At 64.4% G+C, this 12,392-nt stretch carries 12 protein-coding genes; 6 read left to right on the top strand and 6 right to left on the bottom strand.

The features are described from left to right. Positions 1-2: 2 nt before the first annotated feature. Complete coding sequence (locus tag AC3RCJ_RS13145) at positions 3-908, top strand: DMT family transporter (protein ID WP_492958787.1); 906 nt, start codon at positions 3-5, stop codon at positions 906-908. Positions 909-911: 3 nt separating this feature from the next. Here the strand turns inward: AC3RCJ_RS13145 and AC3RCJ_RS13140 are convergent, their stop codons facing one another. Next, complete coding sequence (locus AC3RCJ_RS13140; RefSeq protein WP_492958785.1) at positions 912-1,835, bottom strand: cupin-like domain-containing protein; 924 nt, start codon at positions 1,833-1,835, stop codon at positions 912-914. A 170-nt stretch (positions 1,836-2,005) separates the two neighbouring features. Between AC3RCJ_RS13140 and AC3RCJ_RS13135 the strand changes: the two genes are divergently transcribed. Further along, the gene (locus AC3RCJ_RS13135; RefSeq protein WP_492958783.1) at positions 2,006-2,353 is read left to right on the top strand and encodes a DUF1294 domain-containing protein; all 348 of its coding nucleotides are present in this window, start codon (positions 2,006-2,008) and stop codon (positions 2,351-2,353) included. An 84-nt stretch (positions 2,354-2,437) separates the two neighbouring features. Here the strand turns inward: AC3RCJ_RS13135 and AC3RCJ_RS13130 are convergent, their stop codons facing one another. The 4 genes from AC3RCJ_RS13130 to AC3RCJ_RS13115 form a co-directional block, all read right to left on the bottom strand. Further along, positions 2,438-3,181, bottom strand: a complete 744-nt coding sequence (locus AC3RCJ_RS13130) for a DNA-binding protein (RefSeq protein WP_492958781.1) — start codon at positions 3,179-3,181, stop codon at positions 2,438-2,440. Between the two features lie 150 nt (positions 3,182-3,331). Continuing rightward, the gene (locus tag AC3RCJ_RS13125) at positions 3,332-3,949 is read right to left on the bottom strand and encodes an LON peptidase substrate-binding domain-containing protein (protein WP_492958779.1); all 618 of its coding nucleotides are present in this window, start codon (positions 3,947-3,949) and stop codon (positions 3,332-3,334) included. A 51-nt stretch (positions 3,950-4,000) separates the two neighbouring features. Continuing rightward, positions 4,001-5,239, bottom strand: coding sequence for a DEAD/DEAH box helicase (locus AC3RCJ_RS13120; protein ID WP_492958777.1), 1,239 nt, complete (start codon positions 5,237-5,239; stop codon positions 4,001-4,003). Between the two features lie 117 nt (positions 5,240-5,356). Next, complete coding sequence (locus AC3RCJ_RS13115) at positions 5,357-7,591, bottom strand: TonB-dependent receptor plug domain-containing protein (RefSeq protein WP_492958775.1); 2,235 nt, start codon at positions 7,589-7,591, stop codon at positions 5,357-5,359. A 238-nt stretch (positions 7,592-7,829) separates the two neighbouring features. Between AC3RCJ_RS13115 and asd the strand changes: the two genes are divergently transcribed. Next, the gene (asd, locus tag AC3RCJ_RS13110; protein ID WP_492958773.1) at positions 7,830-8,678 is read left to right on the top strand and encodes an archaetidylserine decarboxylase; all 849 of its coding nucleotides are present in this window, start codon (positions 7,830-7,832) and stop codon (positions 8,676-8,678) included. Between the two features lie 15 nt (positions 8,679-8,693). On the opposite strand, the gene AC3RCJ_RS13105 is transcribed toward asd, so the two are convergent. Then, the gene (locus tag AC3RCJ_RS13105; RefSeq protein ID WP_492958771.1) at positions 8,694-9,599 is read right to left on the bottom strand and encodes a LysR family transcriptional regulator; all 906 of its coding nucleotides are present in this window, start codon (positions 9,597-9,599) and stop codon (positions 8,694-8,696) included. 114 nt (positions 9,600-9,713) lie between these two features. Between AC3RCJ_RS13105 and AC3RCJ_RS13100 the strand changes: the two genes are divergently transcribed. The 3 genes from AC3RCJ_RS13100 to AC3RCJ_RS13090 all read left to right on the top strand — a co-directional run bounded on the left by AC3RCJ_RS13100 (position 9,714) and on the right by AC3RCJ_RS13090 (position 12,313). Then, positions 9,714-10,313: an FMN-dependent NADH-azoreductase gene (locus tag AC3RCJ_RS13100; RefSeq protein ID WP_492958769.1), complete on the top strand. Its 600-nt coding sequence runs from the start codon at positions 9,714-9,716 to the stop codon at positions 10,311-10,313. A 57-nt stretch (positions 10,314-10,370) separates the two neighbouring features. Beyond that, positions 10,371-11,243 carry a pirin family protein gene (locus AC3RCJ_RS13095; RefSeq protein WP_492958767.1) on the top strand — a complete coding sequence of 291 codons (873 nt, stop codon included), beginning with the start codon at positions 10,371-10,373 and terminating at the stop codon, positions 11,241-11,243. Between the two features lie 122 nt (positions 11,244-11,365). Further along, on the top strand, positions 11,366-12,313 hold the full coding sequence (locus AC3RCJ_RS13090; RefSeq protein ID WP_492958765.1) for a cation diffusion facilitator family transporter: 948 nt from the start codon (positions 11,366-11,368) through the stop codon (positions 12,311-12,313). Positions 12,314-12,392 lie beyond the last annotated feature (79 nt).

Below are 12,392 nucleotides of genomic sequence, written 5' to 3'. Positions count from 1 at the left end.
CCATGAAAACACACGCAAGTCCCCCGCCCGCCCTCGGCCTGCCCGAACTGGCCCTGATCGCCATCACCTTCATCTGGGGCGGCACCTTTCTCATCGTGCAGCATGCCGTGACGGCCAGCGGCCCGCTGGCCTTCGTTGCCGCCCGCTTTGCCGTGGCCGCCGCCATCGGTGCCCTGATTTGCCGCAGCCAGCTGCGCCATCTGAGCAAGGCTGAGTTGTTCACGGGCATGGCCATCGGCGTGAGCATCTTTGGCGGCTACACCTTGCAAACCTATGGCTTGATGCATATCACGAGCAGCAAATCGGCCTTCATCACGGCCTTCTATGTGCCCATCGTGCCGCTGGTGCAATGGCTGGCCTTCAAGCAGCGGCCCCATCCGGCAGTGTGGGCGGCCGTGGTGCTGGCGTTCGTGGGATTATTATTGCTGACGGGCACGGATGGCCTGAACATGGCCTTCGGCAAGGGCGAAGTGATGACGGCCGTGGGCGCCATCGCGATCGCGCTGGAAATCATCCTGATCAGCCGCGTCTCGCCGCAATTGAACATCCTGCGCGTGACCATCGTGCAACTGGCCACGGCCTCATTGATCGCCCTGCTGCTGATGCCCGTCATGGGCGAAGCGCCGCCGGTGCTCGGCAAGACCTTCCTCTTCAGCGTGCTGGCCCTGGGCTGCGCCAGTGCCTTGATTCAATATGTGATGAACTGGGCGCAAAAACGCATTTCCGCCACGAAAGCCACCTTGATCTATGCGGGCGAGCCGGTCTGGGCCGGCGTGATCGGCCGCATCGCCGGCGAACGCTTGCCGGCCCTGGCCATCGTCGGCGCGATCTTGATCATTTGCGCGGGCATTCTCAGCGAATGGCGGCCGAAGCGGGGGCGCGGCACGGCCAAGGCCGTTCAGCCATAGCCGCTATGGCGCTTGCCGCCGCAGCGCCACATCCCCATGCAGGGCCAGCGGCACGGCCCTGGCCCAGCGGTTCGACGACAGCGAAAACGTCAGCGCCCGCACCTGGTGGTACCAGCCAGCCGGCACGTACAGCATGTCGCCCGGTTCGACGATGCATTCGATCATGCACGCCTGGCGCGCCAGCGGGAAGCGCTCGAAATCGGGCGCCTCGGGATCGAAAGGCGAACCGAACAGGATGGCGTTCGCTTCGCTCGGATACAGGAAGGCGTCGTGGTGCGGCGGCGACAGGAAGATGCGCTTGCGGCCCCACACTTGCGCGAAGATATTATCGTCGTAATCGCAATGCAGGGGCGTCACCGTGCCCGCCGGGCCGACCCAGAAACGCGGCGGCCCCATCTTGTCGAAATACGTGGGCCAGTGGCACAGGCTGTTCAATTCGCGCAATTCCAGGTTGCCCAGGTAGGGCGGCAATGGCTGCTCGACGGCCACCAGGTCCAGGTAGTCGCCCATGCACATGTCCTGCATGGCCCGGTCCGGCGCGAAGGCCGTGTTGATATAGTCGCCCACCCGCGCGCGCACGGGCACGTGGCTGTAGCGCTCGCGCAAGATGTCCGGCGAGAACCGTGACAGGGGCCAGCGCTGGACCAGGCCGCGCATCAGGAAGGGCAAGCCCTGCTGCGCCCGTGCCCGGAACGCGGCCCCGTCGAGCATCCCCATGACGGGCACGGCATCGATGGCCGGCAGTGCGCGCGCGGCGCGCCGGATGGCCGCGCGCATGTCCGCGATGGACGTGACGCCGCGCACCTGCGCATCCCTGTGTTCCCGCGCCAGCTTGCGGGCGATGGCATCCTCGGCTGAAACGGGCGCGCAGGCGGGCCGGGGCGGCAGCGCGCGCGGCGCTGGAGGCGATTGTTTATCTCTTGACATATACCTTGACTATCTTTTCATCACGCTCCCTGCCGCGGTCGGCAAGGATGCGCCAGCACGGCGCGGGGCGCTCAATGCGGGGCGAATCCGCATCATACCCGGCCCCGGCCATGCCGCCCAGCGCCAGGCTGCGGTTACAATGCGGCTCCCGCCACCCATTACCCCGATCGATGCCCTATCTTGTCCTTGCCCTGTTCGCCCTGCTCTACCTGGCCGCCAGCCTGCTGTGGCCCATTCCGCCGCTGCTGGCGGGCGTCTATGGCGTGATGAGCATCACCTGCTTTGCCGCGTATGCGATCGACAAGCGGGCGGCGCGCACGCAGGCCTGGCGCACGCCGGAAAAAACCTTGTGGCTGCTGGGACTGTTGTGCGGCTGGCCGGGCGCCGTGCTGGCCCAGCAGTGGCTGCGCCACAAGACGAGCAAGGCCTCGTTCCAGCGCGTGTTCTGGAGCACGGTGGCCTTGAACCTGGCCGGATTTGCCTGGCTGTGCATGCGATATGCGGGCCTGGCCCGCTAAGCGCGGCGGCACCGGGCCAAACCGCAGCGGGCGGCAGTGCCACGGCCGGAAAGCGCGACGCGCAGTCGCCGAGGCCGGACGCCCTCAGACAGGAGTCTTGAAGATCGGGTCGACGATGAACTGCTGTGCCTTGATGCGCAAGGTGCGCTCTTCGTCCAGTTCGGCGCGCGTTTCGCCCAGTTCCTCGCGCTCCGCTTCCAGCTCCAGGCGCACGCTCGCCAGTTCCGTTTCCACGCGCGTCAGGCTTTCCAGCTTCAGCTGCGCCTGTATCAGTTCGGCGCGCGCCGCTTCGGCCGCCTCTTCCAGGCGCGGGATGCCTTCAAGCTTGAATTGCGCCTTGGCCAGGTCCATGCGCGCCTGCTCGGCCGCCTCTTCCAGGCGCGGCAAGCCTTCCAGGCGCAGCTGCGCCTTGGCCAGGTCCGTTCTAGCCTGGTTCGCCACTTGCCGCTCACGTTCGAGTTCCGCGCGCAAGGTTTCCAGCTCGCCCGTTTGCAGTTCGAGCAATTCCTGCTGGCGCTCATTCTCGCTGGCCAGGTCCATCAATTCCTGTTGATTGTCATTCATTTCGGCTTCATGCGCACTGTGGCTGGCGCTCAATTCCTGTCCTACATAGTCGAGTATGGCTTGCTGCAGCACGGGCGACAATTCGGCGGCCGCCGCGATCTGGCGCTGCGCGCCGGCCTTGCGGCGCTGCAAGAGCTTGCTGATGGTGCCCAGGCAAGCGCCATTGCCCAGCCGCTCGCGCAAGGCGCGCACCGTGATGGCCTGGCCTTCGGCCGCCATCGCCTCCATTGCCGCATTGATCTGTTCCGCGCTTGCTTTTGCCATGTCGTCTACTCTTGAATGTTGCTCAGGGTCATACGGGTATATCTTTCCCAGGGGCATCATCTTATGCCAGCGGCGGCAAAGCGTAAAGTATTTCTCAATAGAAATTGCAATTGCACAACGGAATCGCGTGCAAGCATGCGGCCTGGCGCCTTATTCTTCGAGCAGACCGTTTTCGGTCAGCATGTCCTGCACCAGTTCCAGGCGCAGCACGGGATTGTCTTGGCTCAGCAGCAACTGTTTCTGCATGGCGTTCAAGGACAGCAGTTCGCACCAGCGGTTCGCCACCCAGCCGCACTCGTCGAGCCGGTACGGCGGCTGCAGCGGCATCTGCTCGGGTGGGATCTTTTGCTCCTGCAAGGTGCGGATCAGCGCGCCCAGCGCATCGGCCACGTTCTGCTGCTCCTGGGGAATGGGGATGGCTTTGTCGGGCGGCAAGGTCTCGATCTGCGCCATCCACAGGCCGTGTTTCAGCTGCCCGCTGGAGACGATGTGAAAGCGCTGCATGCCCATGCATTTGATTTGCAGCAAGCCCGACAGGGGCGCGGCCCAGTCGATGACGCGCGCCAGGGTGCCTACGGGCGCCAGCGTTTCCAGCTGGCCCGGCTTGCGCACTTCCGCCCCGTCCAGCAGCTGCACCACGCCGAACGGCTGCTCGCCCATGATGCATTTTCGTATCATGTCCAGGTAGCGCACCTCGAAGATCTGCAGGGGCAGATAGCCATCGGGATACAGCACCGTATTGAGCGGGAACAAAGGTATCGAGGTCATGGCGCATGATGGCACGAATGCGATATCCGTGCTGCGCGCCTTGTGCGTCCTTTACTTATAAAAACGGCGTTTTTTCGCCCGCTCGGCCGCCTTCGGCGCCAGCACCTTCACGGCTTTCTTCTCGATGGTGCCGCCGGCCGACGTGCCCGGCACGCGGTGTTCCGCCTCGAAACCGGGCTCTTCGCCGCGCTTCAGGGTTTGCCGCGTCAAGCCTTCGACAGCCGACAGCAAGTCGACTTCGTCGGCACAGACGAGGGAAATGGCGACACCCGAGGCGCCCGCGCGGCCCGTGCGGCCGATGCGGTGGATATAGTCTTCCGCCACCGTCGGCAAGTCGAAATTGACGACGACGGGCAATTGATCGATGTCCAGGCCGCGGGCGGCCACGTCGGTGGCCACCAGCACCTGCACCTCGGCAGATTTGAAACGGGCCAGCGCGCGCAGGCGGTTCGGCTGCGTCTTGTCGCCGTGGATCGAGTCGGCGCGCACGCCCTGCTCCAGCAAGGTGTTAACTAATTGCTCCACGCCCTTGCGCGTCTTGACGAAGACCAATACCTGGCCCCAGCGCTTGTTCTTCAGCAGGTGCAAGAACAGTTCCGGCTTGCGTTTCTTGTCGCACACGATCACCGACTGTTTCACCGCCTTGACCGTGCTGTTGCGCGCGCTGACCTCCACCGAGACGGGGTCCTTCAGCATGGTTTTCGCCATGGCGCGGATGGCGTCCGAGAACGTGGCCGAGAACAGCAGGGTCTGGCGCTGCTTGGGCATCGTCATCAGCAAGATATCGAGCTCGCGTTCGAAGCCCAGGTCCAGCATGCGGTCCGCCTCGTCCAGCACCAGCGTCTGCACCTGCTCGAACTTGACGGCGCCCTGCGTCTGCAAGTCCAGCAAGCGGCCCGGCGTGGCCACCAGCACGTCCAGGCCCTTGCGCAGCTTGCTGATCTGCGGCTCGATGGGCACGCCGCCATAGGCGACAAAGCTGCGCAGCGGCAAGTTACCGCCATAGCCGCGAAAGCTGGCATAGACTTGCTCGGCCAGCTCGCGCGTGGGCACCAGCACCAGCACGCGCACGCATTGCGGCGCCACCACGCCTTCGAGGGCCAGGCGCTGCAGCAAGGGCACGGCAAAGCCGGCTGTCTTGCCCGTGCCCGTCTGGGCGGCGGCCATCAGGTCGCGCCCGGCCAGCACGGCAGGGATCGCCTTTGCCTGCACGGGCGTGGGCTTGTCGTAGCCGAGTTCGTCAAGTTTGCGGACCAGGGGATCGATCAGGCCGAGGGAGGAAAACGTCATGGGAAAGCAATCTTGGCAAGTGAAAGTAAGCGCGGACGGCCAGGCCGCCCGCTTGATTGCCGAGATTATAGGCCAGCAAGGCTGCCGGCCGCAGTTTTCAATCGGAAGGCACGGCCGTCAAAACTTCATTTCCATCGTCGCGCGCGCCTGCGGCGAACTGGTGGAAATGCCATTGCGCGCAATGCTGCCGCTGGCGTCCGTGTACATGGTATTGCTTTCGAAGTCTTGCGCCAGCAGATTCGACACGGCCAGGCGCAGCTGGTTCTTCGCATCGAACTTCCACAGGGCATACAGGTCGAGGTCGCGCCGCGGCGACGTGTAGGCGCTCTGGCGTTCGGTGATGCGCACCGGGCCGCCATTGCGGAAATTGAAGCTGCCGCCCGTGGTCAGGATGCCGTCCGGCGTCTTGTAGTCGAGGCCGAAATTACCGCTGACGGGCGTCTGCTGGTCGAGCCGGTTGTTGGGCCCGGGCACGTGCTCCACTTGCGACCAGTTGCGGCTGATGCTGGCGCGCACGTCGAGCGCGGGCACGGGCGCGGCCAGCACGGCGCGCAGCGGGAACTTCGCTTCCAGCTCCAGGGTCTGCGTATTCGCGCGGCCATCGTTGACGGGCGTGGAGACCCAGCGGTCGTCGACGAACAGCAAGCCCTGGCGCGTATAGCCATCGATGCGGCGGGCCGAGGCGCGCGCGCTGAGCAAGGCCCCTTCGGCCCAATAATGCTCGTACGAGGCATCGATGCCCAGCGCCAGCTCCGGCTTCAGGTTCGGATTGCCGACACGGTCAGGCTCCGTCTGGCTATTATTTGTGGAAATGCTGCGGCGCGGAATCAAATTCGTCGTCGACGGCGACTTGTAGGTACGCGTCAGCGCCAGGCGCACCTGGTCGCCCTTGGTATCGGGCAACTTCCACAGGGTTTGCAGCAGCGGGCTCCAGACGCTGCTGCGCTGCCGCACCGCCTCGAAGGTGGCGCCCGCGCTGCGCGTGTCGATGGCTTCCCAGCGCAGGCCCGCATACATGGACCAGCGCGGCGTGACATCCCACTCATCCTGCGCATACAGGGCCAGCAGCTTGATGTCGGCATCGAAATGTTCATCGCTATCGACGGGCGGGCGGCCGCCCGGCAAGGCCAGCTCGCGCTGGCGACGCTCTTCTTCGCGCTGGCTGACGGTGCCATCCCAGCCCATGGACAGCGCATGGCCCGGCATCCATGGCAAAGAATACTTGCCGGTGGACGTCAGGCTGCGGTAGCTGGCCTCGACGCGCACCTTGCGGTCCAGCACCAGCCCCACGCCATCGACATAGCCGAGCGGATGGCTGTCGGCCGTATTGCTGGTGGCGCTTGCGCGCAGGCCCAGTTCCAGCCTGGCACCTGCGTCGAGCTTGCGCACCCAGGTCAGGTCCGTGCGGCCGAAAACGTAATGGTTGCCGGAAGTACCGTCATTCGTGTCGTAGTCGGGACGCAAGCCCAGCAGCGTGTCGGTACGGCTATGGCTGCGGTTATCGCCGCGTCCGCCATTGAGAAAAAATTGCGCCGTCAGGTTATCGCCGTCCGCGTATGCCCAGTTCAGCCGGGGCGACAAGTTGATGCCCTCCGAACGGCCATCGCCGGTGCCGCTGATGCGCCGCAGCAGGTTTTGCCGGCCATCGGGCAAGTAGCCCAGGTCCAGCGCCGGATTGTCGAGCGGATTTTCATAGTGGTAGTCGTAGCGGTAGAACGAAGCGGCCAGCGAATAGGAAAAAATGCCGTCCTTGTCCGACAGTTGCAGGTTGCCATTGCTGGAAAAGGCATCGCGCCCACCGCCCACGCCGAGCTTGATGTCGCGCTGCGCCGTCTTCACGGCCTTTTTCAGCACCACGTTGATGGTGCCGGCAATCGACTGCGTGCTGTATTCGGCGCTGGCCGCATGCAGGATCTCGATGCGCTCGATGACGTCGGGCGACAGGGTATCGAGCGAAAAGCCGGCCGGCGCCCGTTCGCCATTGAGCAAAATCTGCGTGTAGCCGCTGCCGAGTCCCCGCATGCGGATCTCGCCGCCGCTGCGCCCGGCCGCGCCGGACACGGTGATGCCGGGCAGGCGCTTGAGCACGTCGGTGACATTCGTGTCGCCATACTTGAGGATTTCCTCGCTGCTCACGACCATCTTGCTGGCCGTATCGTCGCGGCGCGGATCATAGCCGCCGCCCTTGACTTCCACGGTTTGCATGGCAGGCGCGGCGGCCTTGGGCGGCGCCGGCACCGCGCCATCGGCGGCAACGGCAGCCGATGGCGCGGACAACTGGGCCTGTACCTGGCCGGCAAACAGGACGGCGGAGGCAGCAATGGTGAGGCGGAGGGAGCGGCTAGACGTCATGGCTGGGCTAAAAAATTGGCTGAACAAAAATGGCTTGAAGCGCAAAAACAGGCAGCCGTATTTTGCGACAATTTTGCTCTTATGACACAGTCTCCATAAAATATTTCTTATGGCAAATTAAATTCGGTGCATCCACGGGCAAGACAGCGTCCCGCACGGCCCGTATCATTGCGCGCCACATCGCCGCTATAATGCGTTTTCACCATTATTCCCATCACCCCGTCAAAGGCTTCCCATCGTGTCTGACCGTCTTGCCGTTTTGCCTCAATATCTGCTGCCCAAGGGAGCGTTGACCAACTTCGCCGGCCGCATCGCCGGCGCCAAGGGCGGCGCCATGACCACGCGTTTGATCCGCTGGTTCGTCGGCCGCTACAACGTCAACATGGATGAGGCACTGGACCCGGACATCACGCATTACGCCAGCTTCAACGACTTCTTCACGCGCGCGCTGCGCGCCGATGCCCGGCCGCTGGCCAAGGCCGACTACGTCTGTCCCGTCGACGGCCGCATCAGCCAGTTCGGCACGATCGACAAGGACCAGATCTTCCAGGCCAAGGGCCACCACTTCAGCACCACGGCCCTGGTGGGCGGCGATGCGGCCCTGGCGGCCCAGTTCGAACACGGCAGCTTCGCCAATCTGTACCTGAGCCCGCGCGACTACCACCGCATCCACATGCCCTGCGACGGCCGCTTGACGCGCATGATTTATGTGCCTGGCGAATTGTTCTCCGTCAACCCGACGACGGCGCGCGGCATTCCCGGCCTGTTCGCCCGCAACGAGCGCGTCGTCTGCGTGTTCGACACGGCCAACGGTCCCTTCGTCATGACCCTGGTCGGCGCCACCATCGTCGGCAGCATGGCCACCGTCTGGCACGGCGTCGTCAACCCGCCCCGCACGGGTGAAATCCGCGACTGGAGCTATGCCAACGACAATGTCGTGCTGAAACAGGGCGAAGAGCTGGGCCGCTTCCTGCTCGGCTCCACCGTCGTCATGCTGTTCCCGAAAGACACCGTGCAATTCAATGCCAACTGGCAACCAGCCGGCCCCGTGCAGCTGGGCGAAGTCATGGGCAACGTGCCCAGGTAAGCCAACAGGACGCGCCTACACGGGCGCGTCCGTTTGATACATCTCTTCCATCAAGTCCAGAAACGCCCGCGTCTTGGCCGGCATCAGGCGCCGGCCGGGAAACACGGCCCAGCCCGTGACTAGCGGGAAACTCCACTCCGGCAGCACGCGCACCAGTTCTCCCGTCGCCACATAGGCCTTGGCGAAGCGGTCCGTGCTGGCCGCGATGCCCACGCCCGTGCAGGCCATGCGCACCAGCAATTCCGGCGAGTTCGCCAGCAGGCGCACGGGCAAATCGCGCTCCCACGTCGTCTTGCCGCGCATCAAAGTCCAGTGCACGAGGCCATGCACGGCCCGTGGCAAGCTGAGCAGGTCATGGCCATATAAATCGTCGGGATGCTCGGGCAAGCCGTGCACGCTCGTGTATTGCGGCGAGGCATACAGCGCCAGGGTGCTGAAGGCCACGCGGCGCGCCGCCAGGCTGGCGTCGTCGGGCAGGTTGCCCATGCGGATGGCCAGGTCGAAATTTTCTTCCAATAAATCCACGCGGCGCGCCGACAAGTCCAGTTCCAGCGAAATGGCCGGGTAGCGGCGCACGAACTCGGCCAGCACCTGGCGCATCAGCGCGTCGCCAAAGTCGGCCGGCATGGAAATGCGCAGCAAGCCGCTGGGACCGGCCTGGCGGTGCTGGGCCAGCGCGCCGGCCGCCTCCGTTTCCTCGACCACCTTGCGCGCATGCTCGAGCAGGCTGGCGCCAAACTCCGTCAGCGCCAGCTTGCGCGTGGTGCGCAGCAGCAGCCGTTCGCCCAGCCGCGCTTCCAGCTGCGAAATGCGGCGCGACAGGGTCGACTTGGGCAAGTCCACGCGCACGGCGGCGCGACTGAAACTGCCGCACTCGACGACGCGGGCGAACAGCAGCAAATCTCCGGGATCGATATCCATATTTTTGATTGTTGCATGAGTGGATTAATGTTATCCATTTTAACGGCTTCCGGATGGTTTTTGGAATTGCTATAGTTCATCCATCGCAAGACACCTCACAACGGAGAAAACAAGATGAACATCCTGCAAATCAATTCCAGCGCCCGCAGCACCGGCTCCGCCTCGACCCGTTTGGCTGACGCCATCGTTGCCCGCGTGCAAGCCGCCAACCCCGGCGCCACCCTGGCCCGCCGCGACCTGGCCGCCCAACCGCACCCCGTGCTCGACGAGCCGACCCTGCAAGCGCTGTTCACGCCGGCCGACAAGCGCACGCCGGAACAGGCGGCCCGCATCGCCCTGGACGACGCGCTGATTGCGCAAGTGCAAGCCGCCGACGTCATCGTCATCGGCGCGCCCATGTACAACTTCGGCATCACCGTGCAACTGAAAAGCTGGTTCGACGCGATTGCCCGCGCCAACGTCACCTTCAGGTACACGGAAAACGGCCCCGTGGGCCTGTTGACCGGCAAGAAAGTCTACGTGGGCCTGTCCCGCGGCGGCTTGCACCGCGACAGCGCCAACGACAGCCAGGTGCCTTACCTGAACACCATGTTCGGTTTCCTGGGCCTGACCGACGTGCAATACGTGTATTCGGAAGGCATGGGCATGGGGCCGGAAGCCGTGGCCAAGGCGCAGGCGCAAGCGGACGCCGAGATCAACGCGATCCTGGTGTAATTCCCGGCAGTGAATGGGGCGGCGCACTGGCGCCGTCCCGGCCTAGAGGAGAGAACAATGAGCGACATCACCACCGTCACGAAACCACGCGCCGTCGAGCGCGTGATCGCCGGCCAGGCCGTCATGGATGGCGCCGGCGTGAAGATCAACCGCGTGCTGACGCAGCAGCTGCAGCGCCGTCTCGATCCGTTCTTGATGCTCGACAACTTTGCCAGCGACCAGCCGAACGACTACATCGCCGGCTTCCCCGAGCATCCGCACCGCGGTTTCGAAACCGTGTCGTACATGATCACGGGGCGCATGCGCCACAAGGACAGCGCGGGCCACGAAGGCTTGCTGACGTCGGGCGGCGTGCAATGGATGACGGCCGGCAGCGGCGTGATCCATTCGGAAATGCCGGAACAGGAAGCAGGCGTGATGGAAGGTTTTCAATTGTGGCTGAACCTGCCCGCGCGCGACAAGATGCGCACGCCGTGGTACCGCGATTTCACGAGCGAGGAAATTCCCCGCTACACGACGGACGCGGGCGTGGCCGTGCAAGTGATCGCCGGCGAGAGCCATGGCGTGGCGGGCGCCGTGCAGCGCGAGCTGACGCAGCCGCTGTATCTCGATATCGACTTGCCGGCAGGCAGCAGCTTCGAGCAGCCCTTGCCGCCAGGCCATAACGCTTTCCTGTACACGTTTCGCGGCGAAGTGCGGGTCGATGGCAAGGCCGTGCCCGCCCTGCGCATGGCCATCTTCGCCAATACGCCGGGCAGCGACGGCGTGCGCATCGAAGCGCCCGCAGGCGGCCGCGTGATCCTCGTCGCCGGCCAGCCCCTGAACGAGCCCATCGCGCAGTATGGCCCGTTTGTCATGAATACCCAGGCGGAAGTGTTCCAGGCCGTGCAGGATTTCCGCGAAGGCAAGTTCGGCGAGACCGCTACGTAGTAATATTGTTTCGCATCAAGAAAAAACCTGCAGTGCCATCCGGCCTGCAGGTTTTTTGTCGTGCCGACTATTTTGTTGCTTTTCAATTACACTGACGGCAAGCCCATTCCACAAAGCACTCCATGCACGATAGCACCGAACACGACGCCACCCATCTGCACGCCCACCTGAAGGGCGACGCCAAACACACCCACTCGTTCGAGGGCCGCAGCCAGAGCATCCTTGCGTGGGCGCTGGGCCTGACCCTGTCCTTTGCCGGCATCGAGGTGGCGGCCGGCTTCCTGTCCAATTCGCTGGCCCTGATTTCCGACGCGGGCCACATGGTCACGGACGCGGCCGCGCTGGGCCTGGCCCTGCTGGCGCAACTGATCGCCCGCCGCCCCCCTTCGCCGCGCCACTCGTTCGGCTTTGGCCGCGCCGAGGCGCTGGCCGCCTTCGTCAACGGCCTGGCCATGCTGTGCGTGGTGGGCTGGATCTGCTATGAAGCCGTGCTGCGTTTTTCCGCCCCGCAACCCGTGAAGGGCGGCATGGTCTTCATCGTCGCCTTCATCGGCCTGGCCATCAACGTGGTGGTGGCATGGGTATTGTCCAAGGACAAGCAAAGCGTGAATACGCGGGCCGCCCTCGTGCACGTGATGGGCGATCTGCTCGGCTCGGTCGCCGCCATCATCGCGGGCGCCGTGATTTACTTCACGGGCTGGATGCAGATCGACCCGCTGCTGTCGGTGCTGGTGTCGCTGCTGATTTTGAAGTCGACCTTCGGCGTGCTGCGCGAGTCCTACCACTTCCTGATGGAAGGCGTGCCCCTGCACATCGACTACATCGAAGTGGGCACGGACGTGGAGCAGGTGGACGGCGTGATCGCCGTGCACGATCTGCATGTGTGGGACATGTCGCCGGGCCAGCCGGCCCTGATCGGCCACGTGGAGATCGAGCACCTCGACCATTGGCCGAAGGTATTGCGCGCGATCAAGAAGATGTTGCTGGCCAAGCATGGCATCGACCATATTACTTTGCAGCCGGAGACGGCGGCGATGGCGGGCTTGCATGAAGGCGACAAGACGCATTAACACCAGGTTCAACAAGCGTCACAACGCCTGACAAAACCGTAGCGAGCGGAAGGGAGAGGTGGCTAAGAAGCGCAACCGT

Source organism: Janthinobacterium sp. GW822-FHT07H11 (genome assembly GCF_058798615.1).
The sequence above is the reverse complement of the archived record's forward strand: the minus strand, read 5'-3'. Positions and strand labels throughout refer to the sequence as shown.

Excerpts from the sequence above, each read along its gene's own strand:
- AC3RCJ_RS13135 (WP_492958783.1), top strand. The coding sequence starts at position 2,006 with ATGCCCTATCTTGTCCTTGCCCTGTTCGCCCTGCTCTACCTGGCCGCC.
- AC3RCJ_RS13120 (WP_492958777.1), bottom strand. The coding sequence starts at position 5,239 with ATGACGTTTTCCTCCCTCGGCCTGATCGATCCCCTGGTCCGCAAACTT.
- AC3RCJ_RS13105 (WP_492958771.1), bottom strand. The coding sequence starts at position 9,599 with ATGGATATCGATCCCGGAGATTTGCTGCTGTTCGCCCGCGTCGTCGAG.
- AC3RCJ_RS13090 (WP_492958765.1), top strand. The coding sequence starts at position 11,366 with ATGCACGATAGCACCGAACACGACGCCACCCATCTGCACGCCCACCTG.
- AC3RCJ_RS13125 (WP_492958779.1), bottom strand. The coding sequence starts at position 3,949 with ATGACCTCGATACCTTTGTTCCCGCTCAATACGGTGCTGTATCCCGAT.
- AC3RCJ_RS13140 (WP_492958785.1), bottom strand. The coding sequence starts at position 1,835 with ATGTCAAGAGATAAACAATCGCCTCCAGCGCCGCGCGCGCTGCCGCCC.
- AC3RCJ_RS13100 (WP_492958769.1), top strand. The coding sequence starts at position 9,714 with ATGAACATCCTGCAAATCAATTCCAGCGCCCGCAGCACCGGCTCCGCC.
- AC3RCJ_RS13095 (WP_492958767.1), top strand. The coding sequence starts at position 10,371 with ATGAGCGACATCACCACCGTCACGAAACCACGCGCCGTCGAGCGCGTG.
- AC3RCJ_RS13130 (WP_492958781.1), bottom strand. The coding sequence starts at position 3,181 with ATGGCAAAAGCAAGCGCGGAACAGATCAATGCGGCAATGGAGGCGATG.
- AC3RCJ_RS13115 (WP_492958775.1), bottom strand. The coding sequence starts at position 7,591 with ATGACGTCTAGCCGCTCCCTCCGCCTCACCATTGCTGCCTCCGCCGTC.
- AC3RCJ_RS13145 (WP_492958787.1), top strand. The coding sequence starts at position 3 with ATGAAAACACACGCAAGTCCCCCGCCCGCCCTCGGCCTGCCCGAACTG.